15 protein-coding genes and 2 tRNA genes are annotated in these 15,117 nt (G+C 65.7%); 9 read left to right on the forward strand and 8 right to left on the reverse strand.

Translation table 11 applies throughout. The features are described 5' to 3' along the window. Positions 1-40 precede the first annotated feature (40 nt). Together pepN and ACPPVQ_RS09625 are read right to left on the reverse strand one after the other, a co-directional pair. Positions 41-2,584: an aminopeptidase N gene (pepN, locus tag ACPPVQ_RS09620; protein ID WP_426520971.1), complete on the reverse strand. Its 2,544-nt coding sequence runs from the start codon at positions 2,582-2,584 to the stop codon at positions 41-43. Between the two features lie 117 nt (positions 2,585-2,701). Then, the gene (locus tag ACPPVQ_RS09625) at positions 2,702-3,388 is read right to left on the reverse strand and encodes a hypothetical protein (RefSeq protein WP_426520973.1); all 687 of its coding nucleotides are present in this window, start codon (positions 3,386-3,388) and stop codon (positions 2,702-2,704) included. A gap of 95 nt (positions 3,389-3,483) precedes the next feature. Between ACPPVQ_RS09625 and ACPPVQ_RS09630 the strand changes: the two genes are divergently transcribed. The 4 genes from ACPPVQ_RS09630 to ACPPVQ_RS09645 are packed head-to-tail and all read left to right on the forward strand — an operon-like array spanning position 3,484 to position 7,060. Then, positions 3,484-3,972, forward strand: a complete 489-nt coding sequence (locus ACPPVQ_RS09630; RefSeq protein ID WP_426520975.1) for a ribose-5-phosphate isomerase — start codon at positions 3,484-3,486, stop codon at positions 3,970-3,972. 11 nt (positions 3,973-3,983) lie between these two features. Next, a complete protein-coding gene (locus ACPPVQ_RS09635; RefSeq protein ID WP_426520977.1) occupies positions 3,984-4,958 on the forward strand; it encodes an Fpg/Nei family DNA glycosylase in 975 nt (324 codons plus the stop codon). Between the two features lie 3 nt (positions 4,959-4,961). Beyond that, the gene (locus ACPPVQ_RS09640) at positions 4,962-5,594 is read left to right on the forward strand and encodes an FMN-binding negative transcriptional regulator (protein ID WP_426520979.1); all 633 of its coding nucleotides are present in this window, start codon (positions 4,962-4,964) and stop codon (positions 5,592-5,594) included. After that, on the forward strand, positions 5,591-7,060 hold the full coding sequence (locus tag ACPPVQ_RS09645) for an amidohydrolase family protein (protein ID WP_426520981.1): 1,470 nt from the start codon (positions 5,591-5,593) through the stop codon (positions 7,058-7,060). The genes ACPPVQ_RS09640 and ACPPVQ_RS09645 overlap by 4 nt, the downstream gene beginning before the upstream one ends. A gap of 44 nt (positions 7,061-7,104) precedes the next feature. Here ACPPVQ_RS09645 and ACPPVQ_RS09650 read toward each other — a convergent pair whose 3' ends face one another. After that, positions 7,105-7,590, reverse strand: coding sequence for a Dps family protein (locus ACPPVQ_RS09650; protein WP_426520982.1), 486 nt, complete (start codon positions 7,588-7,590; stop codon positions 7,105-7,107). Between the two features lie 168 nt (positions 7,591-7,758). Here ACPPVQ_RS09650 and ACPPVQ_RS09655 point away from each other — a divergent pair, with 168 nt between their 5' ends. From ACPPVQ_RS09655 to ACPPVQ_RS09665, 3 genes are all read left to right on the forward strand, one after another. Next, the gene (locus ACPPVQ_RS09655; protein ID WP_426520984.1) at positions 7,759-9,168 is read left to right on the forward strand and encodes a sensor histidine kinase; all 1,410 of its coding nucleotides are present in this window, start codon (positions 7,759-7,761) and stop codon (positions 9,166-9,168) included. 16 nt (positions 9,169-9,184) lie between these two features. After that, complete coding sequence (locus ACPPVQ_RS09660) at positions 9,185-9,844, forward strand: response regulator transcription factor (protein WP_426520986.1); 660 nt, start codon at positions 9,185-9,187, stop codon at positions 9,842-9,844. 87 nt (positions 9,845-9,931) lie between these two features. Then, on the forward strand, positions 9,932-10,285 hold the full coding sequence (locus ACPPVQ_RS09665) for a ribonuclease E inhibitor RraB (protein WP_426520988.1): 354 nt from the start codon (positions 9,932-9,934) through the stop codon (positions 10,283-10,285). 12 nt (positions 10,286-10,297) lie between these two features. On the opposite strand, the gene ACPPVQ_RS09670 is transcribed toward ACPPVQ_RS09665, so the two are convergent. Continuing rightward, positions 10,298-11,023, reverse strand: a complete 726-nt coding sequence (locus tag ACPPVQ_RS09670) for a DUF5995 family protein (protein ID WP_426520990.1) — start codon at positions 11,021-11,023, stop codon at positions 10,298-10,300. A gap of 101 nt (positions 11,024-11,124) precedes the next feature. Between ACPPVQ_RS09670 and ACPPVQ_RS09675 the strand changes: the two genes are divergently transcribed. After that, positions 11,125-11,433, forward strand: a complete 309-nt coding sequence (locus tag ACPPVQ_RS09675) for a hypothetical protein (protein ID WP_426520992.1) — start codon at positions 11,125-11,127, stop codon at positions 11,431-11,433. 546 nt (positions 11,434-11,979) lie between these two features. On the opposite strand, the gene ACPPVQ_RS09680 is transcribed toward ACPPVQ_RS09675, so the two are convergent. The 4 genes from ACPPVQ_RS09680 to ACPPVQ_RS09695 all read right to left on the reverse strand — a co-directional run bounded on the left by ACPPVQ_RS09680 (position 11,980) and on the right by ACPPVQ_RS09695 (position 14,829). Continuing rightward, positions 11,980-12,387 carry a hypothetical protein gene (locus ACPPVQ_RS09680; RefSeq protein WP_426520994.1) on the reverse strand — a complete coding sequence of 136 codons (408 nt, stop codon included), beginning with the start codon at positions 12,385-12,387 and terminating at the stop codon, positions 11,980-11,982. A 257-nt stretch (positions 12,388-12,644) separates the two neighbouring features. After that, on the reverse strand, positions 12,645-13,166 hold the full coding sequence (locus tag ACPPVQ_RS09685) for a hypothetical protein (protein WP_426520996.1): 522 nt from the start codon (positions 13,164-13,166) through the stop codon (positions 12,645-12,647). Positions 13,167-13,246: 80 nt separating this feature from the next. After that, entirely contained in the window at positions 13,247-13,609 is a 363-nt protein-coding gene (locus tag ACPPVQ_RS09690; protein ID WP_426520998.1) for a glycosyltransferase 87 family protein, read from the reverse strand. A gap of 1,146 nt (positions 13,610-14,755) precedes the next feature. Beyond that, positions 14,756-14,829, reverse strand: a tRNA-Gly gene (locus tag ACPPVQ_RS09695). Positions 14,830-15,007: 178 nt separating this feature from the next. On the opposite strand from ACPPVQ_RS09695, the gene ACPPVQ_RS09700 reads away from it, so the two are divergent. Beyond that, a tRNA-Pro gene (locus ACPPVQ_RS09700) sits at positions 15,008-15,085 on the forward strand. Positions 15,086-15,117: the final 32 nt, after the last annotated feature.

The following is a 15,117-nucleotide window of genomic DNA, read 5'->3' on the forward strand; positions in this document are numbered from 1 at the left end:
TGGTACCGCAGTACCACCGCATCCCCGGTGCAGTCGTCTGTTACGAGGCGTCCTTGGCCTGGGCGGCGAGGGCACGCTCGACCCCGGCCAGATTCTCGACGACCAGGCGGCGCAGCGCGGCCGGCTCCGGGTTGGCGTCGAGCCAGGCACGCGTCGCATCACGCAGTTCGATGTTCGCCAGCGGCGCCGGGTACATGCCGGCCACCAGGTATTCGGCGATCTTGTAGCTACGTGAGGTCCAGATCCCCTGTAGGGCGTCGAAATACGGGCGGATGAACGCAGCGAGCACATTCTTGTCGGACGCACGCTGGAATCCGAGGCCGGTGAACCGCACGATCGTGTTCGGCAGCGCATCCGAGCCGAAGACCGAATCCCACGCGGCCTGCTTGCCCTCGAGGGTCGGGATCGAGGCGGCCGCCTGCGCCGCAGACTGCGCACCGTTTGCGGTGTTGTCCGCTGCGCGTGCCGCGTCGATCTCGGCCGTGCCGGCCTTGCCGCCCGCCGCGAGAGCGGTCAGCAGCTCCCACGCGAGGTCGGTGTCGACCTCGAGGCCGTCGAGCTTCGTCGATCCGTCGCGAAGTGCCGCGACGACGGCAAGCTGCTCGTCCGTCGACGCGAGGGCGGCGAAGAACTTCACGAACTGGAACTGGGCGTCACTTCCCGACTCCGCCTGCTCGGCGAGCGACCAGAGGGCTGACGCCGCCTCTTCGGTCGTGGCCTTCTGGCGCTCGGGCGCGACGTAGGCGCCGGCCGCGAGGGCGAGCTGGTTCAGCGTGGTGCGCAGGGTCGTCGACTCGGTCTCCGATGCGATGTTGCCGAGAACGAGGCGCACGTAGTCGCTCGCCTTCGTTTCCGCGTCGCGGGTCGCATCCCACACCGCACCCCAGACGAGCGACCGCGCCAGCGGGCTCGCGATCTTCGAGAGGTGCTCGATGGCGACGGCGAGAGAGTCCGCGTCGAGGCGGATCTTCGCGTAGGCCAGGTCGTCGTCGTTCGGGAGCACGAGGTCGGGTCGCGCGAGACCGACGAGCTCGGCGACATCGGTGCGTTCGCCGTCGACGTCGAGCTCGATGCGGTGTTCACGCACGAGCGCGCCGTCGACGAGGTTGTAGAACCCGATCGCAAGACGGTGCGGACGGATGGTGGGGTAGTCGGGCGCCGCGGACTGCAGCACCGAGAACGCGGTGATCACACCATCCGCATCGACCTCGAGCTCCGGACGGAGCGTGTTCACGCCTGCGGTCTCCAGCCACTTCTTCGACCAGTCGGTGAGGTCACGGCCGCTCTTCGCCTCGAGCTGCACCAGCAGGTCGCGCAGCTCGGTGTTGCCGTGCGCGTTCTCCTTGAAGTAGGCGCTCACCCCGGCGAGGAAGTCGTCCTGTCCGACCCAGGCCACCAGCTGCTTGAGCACCGAGGCGCCCTTGGCGTAGGTGATGCCGTCGAAGTTGACCTGCACGTCTTCGAGGTCGTTGATCGTGGCGACGATCGGGTGCGTCGACGGCAGCTGGTCCTGACGGTAGGCCCAGCTCTTCTCCATCGCCGCGAACGTGGTCCACGCCTCGTGCCACTCGGTGGCCTCGGCCGTCGCAAGGGTCGACGCGTATTCGGCGAACGACTCGTTCAGCCACAGGTCGTTCCACCACTTCATTGTGACGAGGTCGCCGAACCACATGTGGGCGAGCTCGTGCAGGATGGTGACGACACGGCGTTCCTTGATCGCGTCCGTGACCTTGGACCGGAAGACATACGTCTCGGTGAAGGTCACGGCGCCCGCGTTCTCCATGGCCCCGGCATTGAACTCGGGTACGAAAAGCTGGTCGTACTTCTCGAACGGGTACGCGTAGTCGAATTTCTCCTCGTAGAACGCGAAGCCTTCGCGGGTCTTCTCGAAGATGTAGTCGGCGTCGAGGAACTCGGCGAGGCTCTTGCGGGCGAAGACGCCGAGCGGGATGGTGCGGCCGTCACGGCTGGTCAGCTCGCTGCGCACCGCGTCGTACGGGCCGGCGATGAGCGCGGTGATGTACGAGGAGATGACCGGCGATGGGGCGAACGTCCACGTCTTCGTGCCTGCGTGCGCGGCGACCGGCTCCGGCGTCGGCGAGTTGCTGACGACCTGCCAGTGCTCGGGCGCGGTGACGGTGAACTGGAACGTGGCCTTCAGGTCGGGCTGTTCGAACACGGCGAACATGCGGCGGGAGTCCGGCACCTCGAACTGGCTGTACAGGTACACCTCGCCGTCGACCGGATCGACGAAGCGGTGCAGGCCTTCGCCCGTGTTGGTGTAGATCGCGTCGGCTACGACGGTGAGCTCGTTCTCGACCTGGAGGCCGTCGAGCTGGATGCGCACACCGTCACTGACGGTGGCCGGGTCGAGTTCGACGCCGTTGAGGGTGACCGAGTGCACCGCACGCGTGATGGCGTCGATGAAAGTGGAGGCGCCGTCGGCGGCGCCGAAGCGCACCGTCGTCGTGCTGCGGAACGTCTCCGGCCCCGTCGTCAGGTCGAGCGCGACCTCGTAGTTGTAGGTGCGGATGAGCGCAGCGCGCTCCTGGGCTTCGACACGGGTGAGGTTCTCTCCGGGCAACGCTGACTCCTTCGGTATGCGCTTGTGGCGGGTGGACGGGATCCAACACACCACCCTATGCGACGCGCAGACCAGCCAGGTCGACGTGGATACGCCGACGAACCCGATCGAACGGACTCAGGCTGCGGAGGGCGAACCGATCGGCTCACGCGCCATCGACTCGGCAGGCTGCCCGAGCGAGATGAAACGCTTGGACACGTCGATCGTCGACGTCAGCAGCGAGCGGAGCCGCTCATCCCGGTCGTCGACGAACGCGTGCGCGATCCCGTCGACGGCGCTGAGGACCAGCGCCTGGGTCTGACGTGGCGTCGTCGACTCCGGCAGCTTCGTCTGGTAGCGGCCGAGGAATTCGCGAGCCCAGGCTTCCGCGCTGGGTGCGGAATGCAGCGCCTCTGCGATCGGCGCCTCCGTTCCGCTCGGTGCGCCGCCCATCCGGGTCAGCACAGCGTCGCAGACGATCGCTCCGACCGCCAGTGAGTCCTGCCGGGCTTCCGAAGCGATCGGGAGTGCTGCCGACGCGACGTGCAAGGCGATGATGATCTCGAGTCGCGGATCGTTCGTCGTCAGGCCGATCACCGACGGGATCAGGGGTGCCAGGGTGTTGCGTGCCTTGTTGGAGATCGTGTCGTTCACCGCTCGGGCCAGGTTCGCGAGGCCCGGGTGGGTGCACGACGGATGGTCGCTCCAGCGTTCGCCCGCGAGGTACGAGGCGAACTCCATGAAGCACGCTCCCCGTCGGGGATTGCGGTGCTTGCCGGCGGAGAGGATGGGAACGAGGACTTCTGGATCCGACGATGAGAGCATCAGGCGCCTCCGCGCAATTAGACCGTTGTATTCGACTCTGCTCCTATTGGCCGAGAAGATCAATGGTCTCGTGCTGTCGCTCATAAACTGGTCGAATGCGCATCCACATCGCCACCGATCACGCCGGTCTCGACTTCAGCACGCACCTCAAGAATCACCTCACCGACGCCGGGCACGAAGTCATCGACCACGGCCCGGCCGAGTACGACCCGATCGACGACTATCCCGCGTTCTGCATCAACGCGGCGAAAGGGGTCATCGCCGACCAGCAGGCGGGCGTGCAGGCACTGGGTGTCGTGTTCGGCGGGTCGGGCAACGGAGAGCAGATCGCGGCCAACAAGGTGCAGGGAATCCGCGCGGCTCTCGTCTGGAACACCAGCACGGCCGAACTCGCCCGCCAGCACAACGACGCCAACGTCATCTCGATCGGTGCGCGCCAGCACACGATCGAAGAGGCGACCGGCTTCATCGACACGTTCATCGCCGAACCGTTCTCGTTCGAAGAGCGCCACGCGCGCCGCATCGCGCAACTCGCCGAGTTCGAGGCGACCGGCACCATCGCGGGCAAGCACGTCGACGCGTAAAGGAGCCTCCGATGCCTGAGGGTCACTCCGTCCACCGCATCGCCCGTCAGTTCGCCCAGAACTTCGTTGGACACCGCATCGCCGTGTCGTCTCCCCAGGGGCGCTTCGCCGAGGGGGCGTCGGTCATCGACGGCCATACGATGATCGACGCTAAAGCCGTCGGCAAGCAGATGTTCCTCGAGTTCGACAACGGGCTCTGGCTGCGTGTGCACCTCGGACTCTACGGGGCGTGGGACTTCGCGGGCGAGATCAGCATCGACCCGACGATCGCGTCAGCGAACGGCCGGATGGGCCAGACGAACCAACGGGGAACGGTGTTCGACAGCGCGGGCGAGAACTCGCTGCACAGCATCGGCGCTCCGCGGCGCACCCGGCTGCGGATGGCTGAGTCGGAGAAGCTCGGGGATGAGATCACCGAGTTCCCGCCGGAGCCGATCGGCCAGGTGCGGGTACGGCTGCTCACCGAAACGGCCGTAGCCGACCTGCGCGGACCGACTGCTTGTGAGGTTCTCGACCCGGCGCAGGTCGACGCCGTCATCGCCAAGCTCGGCCCTGATCCGCTCAACGACGACAGCGTCGAGGCCGAGAACCGGTTCATCGCCACGGTTCGCAAGAAGCCGACTGCGATCGCCCTGCTCCTGATGGACCAGGGCGTCGTGAGCGGCATCGGCAACGTCTACCGCGCAGAGCTGCTGTTCCGCGCGCGCCAGAACCCGCACACGCCGGGCAAGCTGGTCACCGAAGAAACTGCCCGTGCGCTCTGGCGCGACTGGGTTCACCTGTTGCGCATCGGCTTCGAGACCGGCCAGATGATGACGATGGACGACCTGGACGACGACGCGTTCCGAAAGGCGATGGCGTCGCGTGACGACCGGCACTGGGTCTACAAGCGCGAAGGACTTCCCTGCCGCGTGTGCGGAACGCACATTCTCATGGAAGAACTGGGTGGCCGGAAGCTTTATTGGTGCCCGGTCGACCAGAATTGACCCATGCGCCAGAATCCCAGCTTCGTCCTCGCCGACCCTCAAGAGATCGCGCGGGTGATCCGTGAGAACCCGTGGGCGACGATCGTCAGCAACACGTCCGACGGTCTCGTCGCATCCCACTATCCGGTGCTCATCGACGAGTCACGGGAGGAACTGTCCCTGGTGACGCATGTCGGGCGGCCCGACGAGCAGCTGCACGAGCTGGGGCAGCACGAGGTGCTCTTCGTCATCCAGGGCCCGCACGGCTATATCTCGCCGGGCTGGTACGACCCGAAGCCGGCTGTTCCGACCTGGAACTTCATCGTCGTGCACCTCAGCGGTGTGCCCGAGATCCTGAGCGACGAGGAGAACCTCGAAGTTCTGGCGTCGCTCGTCGACCACTTCGAAGACAGGATGCCCGAACCGCGCCGCATGAACGGCACGCCCGAGAACACCGAATACGCAGCCCGCATCTCCAGCGGCACGGTCGGAGTGCGCCTGACGCCGACGCGTATCGTCGCGAAGTCGAAGATGAGTCAGAACAAGCCGACTGAGACCGTCGACCGCATCATCACCGAGCTCGAAGGCGACGGCCCGTACTCGAGCGAGGCGCTCGCGGAGGAGATGCGCCGCGTGCGCGACCGCATGCGCCGATGACACTCGGTCTCCGCGGCGCACGAATTTCCGGCCATGACGGGCCGGTCGACCTCATCGTCGACGACGGCATGATCATGTCTGTCACGCCGGCCGGTCGCGCGCCCATGGGCGCAGTCGAACAGTTGTCGGTGGATGGCCGCTGGATCGTTCCCGGTCTCTGGGACAACCACGTCCACTTCACCCAGTGGGCGCGAACTTCTCGCCGCATCGACGTGTCGGCTGCCGGTTCGGCCGACCAAGCGGCGCGGCTCGTGTCCGCTGCCGCCGCCTCCCGACCCGGCGACGACGTTCTGGTCGGTTTCGGCTACCGGTCGGAGGGCTGGCCCGACGAGCCGTCGAAGGAGCTCCTCGATGACGCGGCCGGCTCCCGGCCTGTGATGCTGATCGCCGGCGACCTGCATGCGTGCTGGCTGAACTCTGCCGCCGCACTCCGCTTCGCGGCCGGGTCGCGCGAGGCGGTTCTTCGCGAGGACGACGCGTTCGCCGTGGTCGCAGCGCTCGAATCCATCGACGACTCGGACACCGACGCGGACGCCTGGGCCGACGAGGCCGCGAAGCGTGCGGCCGAGCGCGGCATCGTCGGCATCGTCGATCTCGAGATGGCGTGGAACCGCGACGTCTGGCTGCGACGGATCCGCGCCGGTCAGGACGCCCTGCGTGTCGAGTTCGGCATCTACGCCGCCGACCTCGGTCGCGCGATCGACCTCGGGTTGCGCACCGGCGAGGTCGTCGACGGCAGCTCCGGCCTCCTGACGGTGGGACCGTTCAAGATCATCACCGACGGCTCACTCAACACGCGCACGGCGTACTGCTTCGACCCCTATCCCGGCTCCGGTGGCAGCGCGCACCCGTACGGCATCCTGACAGTTCCCACCGACGAACTCGTCGCCCTGATGGCCCTCGCGGACGACGCCGGGATCGTGCCCGCCGTGCACGCCATCGGCGACCACGCCAACCACCTCGCTCTCGACGCGTTCGAGGAGGTCGGCTGCGCCGGGCGCATCGAACATGCACAATTGCTGGCGGCCGATGACCTGGCCCGGTTCGCCCGCCTGGGCGTCACGGCGAGCGTGCAGCCCGAGCACGCGATGGACGACCGGGACGTCGCCGACCGGCTGTGGGCGGGACGAACAGGTCGCGCGTTCCCGTTCGGGGCACTGCACAACGCCGGGGTGAAGCTCGCACTCGGATCGGATGCCCCGGTGGCGCCACTCGACCCGTGGGCGTCGATCGCGTCGGCCGTCGCGCGCACCAGGGGAGACCGGGAACCGTGGCACCCGGAGAACGCGGTGTCACGCGAGGTCGCGATCAGCGCATCCGTTCGAACGAGCGTCGCCGTCGGCGCGGTCGCCGACCTGGCGATCGTGGAACGCGATCCGCTCGCGTGCACCCTCGCCGAACTGCGACGGATGCCCGTGGCCGCGACCCTGCTCGGCGGCCGCTTCACCCACCGCGCCCTCGACTGACGCGCTGCCGGACTACCGCGTACTAGCCGGCCGAACGACCGGTGCTACTCGCTGATGTGCGCGAAGAGGAACCAGCGGTCCTTGTCGAGGCCGCGTGCGATCTCGATGGCGACATCCTGGCTGGTCTGGTCGAGCTCGTCGAGCTCAGCAACCGCAGTGTTCACCGACGCGAGCGCAGCGTCGAGCTGCGCGATCATCTCGGTGATCGTGTCGTTCGACTGGCGGAAGCCTGGGGTGAGCTCCTTCGTCGACGTCGTGGCGGCGACGGTGGACAGGCGTGCATCCACTGGAAGTCCCAGGGCGACGATGCGCTCGGCGGCCGTGTCGGCCCACCCCTGCGCGTGGGCGACGATCGTGTCGAGCAACTCGTGCACGCCGACGAAGTTCGCACCGCGGACATGCCAGTGCGCCTGCTTGCCATTGACGACGATCGCGGTCAGGTCGACCACCACGGGGCTCAGGAACTGCGCGACCCCGGCAGCGACGTCCGGGTTGGAAACACTCTGCGGAACGGTGACGGTCTCAGTCATGGGGTGTCCTTTCGCTTCGATCCACCACAACGCTACGCGGCGGGGAACATTCCGCAACCAAGCAGAGGCTGCACTAAGTCGCCCGTCCGCAGAGCGTGGGTTAACCCCCGGACCGATTCGGAGGCGAGCCCGGTTCGCACGGGCTCCCGATGTCGCGAGGCTGGACCCATGACCATCGAATCGCTCTCCACAGACCAGCCGTCTGACACTCTGGATGCTGTGAGCAGCACCCGACCGCAGCAACCGGCCCGCCTCGGTTACGGCGCGCTCTGGCGCGGAGTTCCCCGCGAGCTCGGGTTCCTCGTGCTGACCATGCCGATCGCCTACGTCGGGTTCAGCATCCTGAACGGCGTGCTGTGGGCCGGCGTCGCTACGCTCATCATCTACATCGGCGTGTTCCTCGTCTCCGGTTCCCTCTACATCGCGCGCGGCTTCGGCACGCTCGAACTCGTGCGCCTGCGGTGGGCCGGGCAACCGCAGATCGCCCGGCCCGACTGGAACCCGGGCGGCAAGCCGATCACCTTCTGGCGCGGCGTTTTCGGCCCATACGCGAATGGGCACTACTGGCTGTACCTGCTCCACGCCATGGTCATCAACCCGGTCATCAGCATGATCAGCTGGGTGTTCACGATCGTGTGGGTGTCGGCCGGGCTCGGGGGAGTCACCTACTGGTTCTGGGACCGCTTCATCCCGCAGGGCAACAGCGAGATCTACCTTTCCAAAGTCATCTACGAATTCATGGTCCCGGGCTCCACGGCGCCGTTCGACCCGATCGTCGGCGACAACATCATGGAGTTCGCGCTCGGCGCGATCCTTCTCGTCACGCTGCCGTTCATCACCCATGCGATGACGCTGATGCACCAGGTCGTCGCCCGGGGCGTGCTCGGCCAGTGGCGGTCGGAGGCGCTCCAGCGGGAGGTCGCAGACCTCTCTGCGTCACGGGGAGCCGCGGTCGTCGCAGAGGACCAGTCGTTGCGCCGGCTGGAACGCGACCTGCATGATGGGCCGCAGCAACGCCTCATCCGCCTGCAGATGGACCTGGCCGCCGCCGAACGCAAACTCGACAGCGACCCCGATGGCGCCCGAACGATCCTCGCCGAAGCCGGCCAGCAGGCGAAGGACACCCTCGAGGAGCTGCGGGCTTTGTCACGCGGCTTCGCGCCGCCGATCCTGCAGGACCGCGGGCTCGTCGCCGCCCTCGACTCCCTGGTCGCCCGGAGCGCCGTCACGGTCACCTTCGACAACGGGCTCGCCCCCGACCTGCGGCTGCCGCCGGAGATCGAACGCAGCGCCTACTTCATCGCCGCCGAGCTGCTGACGAACGTGTCCCGGCATTCGGGCGCGGCATCCGCCCGCCTGCAGGTGGCTGTTGCCGGCGAGCCGGACGGAAGCCGGCGACTCGAGGTGTGGGTCACCGACGACGGTAACGGGGGAGCGAAGCTCACGGCAGATCATGGACTCAGCGGACTCGACGAGCGTGCCAGAGGGCTGCGCGGTGACCTCGTGGTCGACAGTCCGGTGGGCGGTCCCACGCGTATCGGCGCGCGGATCCCGGTGACGGAAGACCCCGCGAACTGAGCCATATGCTGGGGGGATGCCAGCGCATCCCCCGGCACTGCGTGTCGTCGTCGCCGATGATTCCGTGCTGCTGCGTGAGGGACTCGTGCGGCTCTTCGACGAGGCAGGCTTCGAGACGGTCGGAGCCTTCGGCGATGCGGATGCCCTGCTCGCCTCGGTCGCGCGCCTCGCGCCGGACGTCGCGGTGCTCGACGTGCGCATGCCGCCCACGTTCCGGGATGAGGGCGTGCGCGCCGCGATCCGGCTGCGGTCCGAGCATCCCGCCATCGGTGTGCTCCTCCTCAGCCAGTACGTCGAAGGAACGTATGCGCAGGAGCTGCTTTCCGCCGGCGACGGAGGGATGGGCTACCTGCTGAAAGACCGCATCGCTTCGCTCGATGAGCTGCAGGATGCGATCACCCGTGTCGCCGACGGTGGAACGGTGCTCGATCCGCAGGTCGTTCGCGAACTGCTCGTGCGGCGCACCGACCCCCTGGTATCGCTCACGCCGCGCGAGACCGAGGTGCTCCAGCTGATGGCGGAAGGGCGCACCAACGCCGGGATCGCATCCCGGCTGGTCATCGGGGTCGGCGCGGTCGAGAAGAACGTGACGGCGATCTTCCAGAAACTCGGTCTTGAAGACTCCGGGAACGACCACCGTCGGGTGCTCGCAGTGCTTGCGTTCCTGCAGCGATGAGGCTGTCACCCGACGTGGGGTGAGACTAGTTGTAGTCCTCCCTTTTTGGCGCTACTGGCCCGGCGCTGGTCTCGTTACGCTCCACCTATGGGTCTCTTCTCCAGGCGTGCGCCGATGCCGACGACCGGCGATCCTGAAGACGACGAGCTGTTCGCGCTGATCGCCAAGAAGAGCGACATCACCGCGCCGCGGCACTGGGTGCACTACCTCTACTTCGCCGACGAGCGCGGTGCGCGTGCAGCGTGCGCCGCGGCGGTCGACCACGGATGGCTGCTCCAGCGCGTCGGGGCCGCCGCCGCCGGCGAAGAATGGATCGTGATCGCCGAACGCCGCGACGCCGTCGTCACGCCTGAGGCCATCCGCGACGCTCGCGCGTTCTTCGCCGGCCTTGCCGCGTCGATCCACGGCGGCGAGTACGACGGCTGGGAAGCCAGCCTCTGATCGGTCGCGGCCTTACAGCGGCGGCAGGGGGAAGTGTGTCAGCAGTTGGCGGCTGACGAGGCCGACCGTGTTCGCCAGGGTCTGCTCCGTTATCTGGGGAACCAGCGGGACGTCGCGCACCGCCCAGAGGGTCAGCGCCGATGCCCAGGCGGCATCCCGCGCCCTGTCCATCGAGAAGTTCGTCAGGATGTTCGCCAGCGGCGCCACCGGAGCGCCGTATTGCACGACCGTCTTGTCGAGGAACTCCTGTCGTATCGGCTGCACGAGTTCGGCGAGCACACCGTTGATGCGGTCGAAGTCGGCGTGGATCGATCCGGACTCCGGATCGCGGTTGCGCTGCTTGCAGGTGTCGACGACTGCGACGGCCAGGTCGTGGTTGATGTGGGCGTTCATCCCGGCCAGTGCGAACTGCAGTGGAAAGAGGTTCACCGACCGCGCCTCGACCAGCGGTGCCCATGCCCCGGCAACCGGCTTGCCCGCCGTGATCGCTTGCGGAACGTCAAGGAAGATGCCCGCGAAGACGACATCGAGCGCTGCCGTGAAAGCGGGGTCCTGGAAGGTGCCGTCCATGACCCGCTGGGCGACGAGCACGGTCACCTGACGGTAGACGTCGAGGAAGACCGCAATCCCGTCGGATGCTGCAAGCGGCGCGCGCACCGCATCCATGGTGCTGATCACGGCGTCGATCGCCGCCGATGTCGGCGGCGTCGTCACGCCTGCCCCCCGGGCTTCACGCACATGAGTGCATGCTGCCACGGATCCCCGGCCCGCATAAGGCCCGCACGGTCATCGAATCGTCATGCTGGACGGGGCACGGAAGCTGACGCTACGGTTTCCCTGTGTCCACCGAACCTGCGAAGCCCGAAAGCGCTCACCTCGTCGACCTCGTCGTCACGGTGCTGCTGATCCTCGGCTCGATCGGTCTTGCGATCGCGCTCTTCTTCGGTGTCTTCCTCTGGGACACGACCGGGTCGCATGCCTTCGGGTTCTTCCTGGGGGTCTTCGTACCGCCGGTGCTCACTGTGATCGGCGTGATCGGCGGGATCGTCGCGCTCCGTCGCCGGCGACTCGCGTTCATCTATCCGCTGGCCGGGATCGTGCTCAGCCTGATCGCCTGGTGGATTGCGGCTGCTCTCGCCACCTCGTAGGCGAGCCAACTACTGACTTGCGCGTCGCCCGGCACTGAGTTCTCTTCCCCGTCCCGTGGGCAGACCGCAGTCACAGACAAAACTCGCCAACATGGCACGAGAGCGGACGAGTCCCACCAAGCAAGGCATCTTGATTACCAGCGCGCTCTTGGCAGCCGTCATTCTCGCGGTATTCCCAATCGCTGGTCCGCTCGTCGGCTTGACTGACTCGCAGATCGTTTGGGTCGCCCCGGTCGCCGCGCTCACGGCTGCTTGTGGCAACGCCGTGACTCACCTATGGCAACTGCGCAATTCACCCAAGGATTTTCGCTAGAGCATCTTTTGGAGAGGATGACGGGAATCGAACCCGCGTAATCAGGTTGGAAGACGCTCCAGACCCAGCAACCGACGCACACCAGATCGCTTCGTAGCCCACCGGCATGAGCCGTCTTGCTCAGTGCTTTCCTGATTAGGCAACAGTTCAAGCCTCGTGACTCGGTTGGCGGTGGAGTGACCCGGAGTAACGCGAATGAGCACAGTCAAGGGCTTTTCCACTCGATTCGTAGGCTAAAGCCAGAGCGACCATACGCCAGCGATCGTGGAGACAAACAGACCGACGCCCGCCCAAATCAAGTTGTCGCGAGTGGAGTCGAGGGTCAGCCCCACGATGCGCTTGGACTCGTAAGCCGAGAGATAGACGAGGTTGTCGTAGGACGGCCGAATCAATCCCCGCTGGTCATACAACGTGTTGTACTTCTCTTGGATGGCGCCACTGTGCTCAACATCGCGTTCCTGCTCAGCCGTTCGCGCAGCCATGTCAGCCCGCTCATCTTCGGATAGCGCCTTCGAGTCGGAGATTCGCTGTTCCTCTGTCGACACCTGCTTCCTGACGCTCACGAATGCACCCAACAAATTTCCCGCCGTGAGGAGGAAGCCGACGACGATCAGTCCTGCCACAACCCAACGCCAGTCCATGTGCCGACGGTACCGGAATGGCACGGACCGACAGTGATGCCGCGCTCAGAAGGAACGGCAGGAGAAGACCGCGCGAGGCCGCCACCGGCTGAGGTGGGGCTTCTGGTCTGAAGGTCAGTCGACCGCCGCACTCATCACCAATGCGAAGGACGCATAGGCACAGGTCGGCGGCTGACTGTCGCGATGTTCGTGCGCAACGTTAGAGTTCGGCTATGGTCCAAAGCGCTCCGCCATACCCTGACGCGCCAACGACACAACTAACCCCCGTTGACTCCCTCCATGCGCCATCCATCCCATGCGGTCGGGTTGATGATCGCAAGGGGTTCCTCGTCCGTCTTGCCATCCGCGTAGTGGATCGTGGCGCGTGCGAAGGCGGAGGCAGAATCGTTCTGCTGCACGTCGACGGTCACGATTCCGCTTCGTGCGTCCGCTGCGTAACGGAACGCCCGCGGTGTCACGGTCGGGTCACCCGTCCAGTCGGGAGCGGGGATGGCCTTCTTCATCTCGCTCGGACTCTCGTCGGAAAGTGCTTGAAGGTAGCATCGGATCGCTCCTGCCTGCGCAGGGTTGGCTCCGGTGACGATCGCGGGATACCAGCACGACACCGGGCAGCTGTCGTCCGTGTCGCCGCTGAGGTTGCAGATCGGTGCCCAGATACCGTCGCCTGTCCAAACGTTGACCCAGACCAGAACAAAAATCGCGAGCCATACCTGAACGGATCGGCGCTGCCACAGCCTCTTTTGGGTATGCGGAAATGCGTCGTCGTTCGTCTGGGTCACTCTTCTGGTCGCCTGTTCTGTCGTTGGAGATGTTTGGACCGCAGAGGAACGCGCGACAATGCACCCAAGGCCAGCGTCGGCTAACCCTGGCCTTGGGTGCTCGCGATAAGCGCCATTACGAAGAAGACAGCCGGGATCAGAAAGACCACGATCCCCATTCCGATCGCGACGCCAGCCAGCGCTCTGCGCCGGGTCTTCAGTCCTAACGCGACAATCCCGGCGGTGACGCTAAGGAGTGGCAGAACGACCAGCCCATATTGGAACGGGTCGAAAACGCCCTCGGTCGCAATGGAGAGAAACGTCACGAACCCACTGACAACTGCCAACGCCGCCAGCGCAAGCGCCGAAACGGCAAGCCAGTTGGCAACCACCTCACGCTCCACGCGGCTTCGCGTTTGCAGGACTGGGAGGGAACTCGGAACCGTTTGCTCATCGTTCTTCACGGAGGTCAATCGTATTCGCGACTGGCGCTTCACTAAGGCCGCATCAAGGCCCCCAATCGAGGCGCAGATATACAGTCAATGCGCCCGGTTTTCGGTTGTCCGCTCGTCCACTTGAGGTGTGTCGGGCGGCCGGGCGGGTCCAAAATCCAGCAGGCGGGGCGTGCGCACGCACGACGTCAGCCGAACGCAAGACCGGGCGCTCGGCGAACCCAGGGAGCTGAGTCGGCGAGAGATTCCGGAATCGATTCCGAAGAGATGAGCTTTCGATCCAGCGAGTGAGAGAACGAGTCTTCGGTCTGTCGATCGTTCGACCTCGCGCGTGTACGTGAGTCGCCTTGTTGGATTAGATCTTCTCTCGGCTTCTCTCTTCTCTCTCCTCGCTTTCTCTCTTAACTTCTCTCTTAATATGAACGCAGTGAGTTGGCGCCTCTCTGCCCACGTAGCGCCTAGCTCTCTGCTCACCTAATGGGAAGCACTCTGTCTACTCAGTGGGTGGCTCGCCCGATCGGATCGCTGCCAGATGAGCAGGAGCAGCGCGAAGGCTTGGTCGGTCCCGGTTTGACCGGCCGGCGAACTCGCGGAAGGTCCGCTTCCCGGGATGCCGTGCGCTCTGCTCCTCGATCAGCCAATCGTTCCCGTCGGCCTTCGTGGCGAACGTGTGCGTGATCGTGTGCGCTAGGTTTTGAGACGATATCGGGAGGAAGTCGGAATGCCGCCTGTTGCTTGGCTCGTAGTCGCTGGCGTCCTGCTTGTGTGGGTTCTGTACTACGTTGCGATGCCATATGCACGACGATTCGACCGGCGTATGGCCGACAAGCGCGAGGCTGCAGGGAAGCCGCGATCAATTGTGCCGCCGTGGGTCATGTTCGTCGGGGCTGGCTTGATGATCGTCGTAGGCGTGCTGCTGATGAACACGCCAAGCTGAGCGCCGATACAAGTCGGCGAGCCGCTACTGAGCAGCGTCGATCGCTAGGTCGATCTCGATCTCGCGCCATGCCTCGGACATCTTGCGGAGCGAGTCGGCGTGACCGTAGAAACCGAGTGCCGAGATGTCCGAGCGCGTGGTCAGAGAACTGGATTTTCGGCATCCCCGGTTGGCTTAATGCGACGCAGTAGAAGGAAACAGCCGGTAAATCGGGCTTTTTGTGGAGGGGATGACGGGAATCGAACCCGCGTAATCAGTTTGGAAGACTGAGGCTCTACCATTGAGCTACATCCCCGCGCCGGCTCGGCCGGGCACCCGAACATCGTAGTACAGGTTCACTGGGCGCTCTGACCACCACGCTGCCGTGGGTCAGCGGGCTCCATGCCGGTGCAGTAGACTTGCGCGTGGTCTTTCGCCCCCGACGAGTTCGTTCGCGTCGCGGTAACGGACCGGCGGGTTGAGGTCGACGAACCCGGGGCGTAGCTCAGCTTGGCTAGAGCGCCCGCTTTGGGAGCGGGAGGTCGCAGGTTCGAATCCTGTCGCCCCGACCAACCTCATAACCTCCGCAAAGACCATCGTTCAA

This window comes from Leifsonia sp. McL0618, assembly GCF_049994905.1.
Taxonomy (GTDB): Bacteria; Actinomycetota; Actinomycetes; order Actinomycetales; family Microbacteriaceae; genus Diaminobutyricibacter.

Coding starts and splice junctions, on each gene's coding strand:
- ACPPVQ_RS09660 (WP_426520986.1), top strand. CDS start 9,185: ATGCCAGCGCATCCCCCGGCACTGCGTGTCGTCGTCGCCGATGATTCC.
- ACPPVQ_RS09650 (WP_426520982.1), bottom strand. CDS start 7,590: ATGACTGAGACCGTCACCGTTCCGCAGAGTGTTTCCAACCCGGACGTC.
- ACPPVQ_RS09630 (WP_426520975.1), top strand. CDS start 3,484: ATGCGCATCCACATCGCCACCGATCACGCCGGTCTCGACTTCAGCACG.
- ACPPVQ_RS09645 (WP_426520981.1), top strand. CDS start 5,591: ATGACACTCGGTCTCCGCGGCGCACGAATTTCCGGCCATGACGGGCCG.
- ACPPVQ_RS09655 (WP_426520984.1), top strand. CDS start 7,759: ATGACCATCGAATCGCTCTCCACAGACCAGCCGTCTGACACTCTGGAT.
- ACPPVQ_RS09625 (WP_426520973.1), bottom strand. CDS start 3,388: ATGCTCTCATCGTCGGATCCAGAAGTCCTCGTTCCCATCCTCTCCGCC.
- ACPPVQ_RS09640 (WP_426520979.1), top strand. CDS start 4,962: ATGCGCCAGAATCCCAGCTTCGTCCTCGCCGACCCTCAAGAGATCGCG.
- ACPPVQ_RS09665 (WP_426520988.1), top strand. CDS start 9,932: ATGGGTCTCTTCTCCAGGCGTGCGCCGATGCCGACGACCGGCGATCCT.
- ACPPVQ_RS09680 (WP_426520994.1), bottom strand. CDS start 12,387: ATGGACTGGCGTTGGGTTGTGGCAGGACTGATCGTCGTCGGCTTCCTC.
- ACPPVQ_RS09635 (WP_426520977.1), top strand. CDS start 3,984: ATGCCTGAGGGTCACTCCGTCCACCGCATCGCCCGTCAGTTCGCCCAG.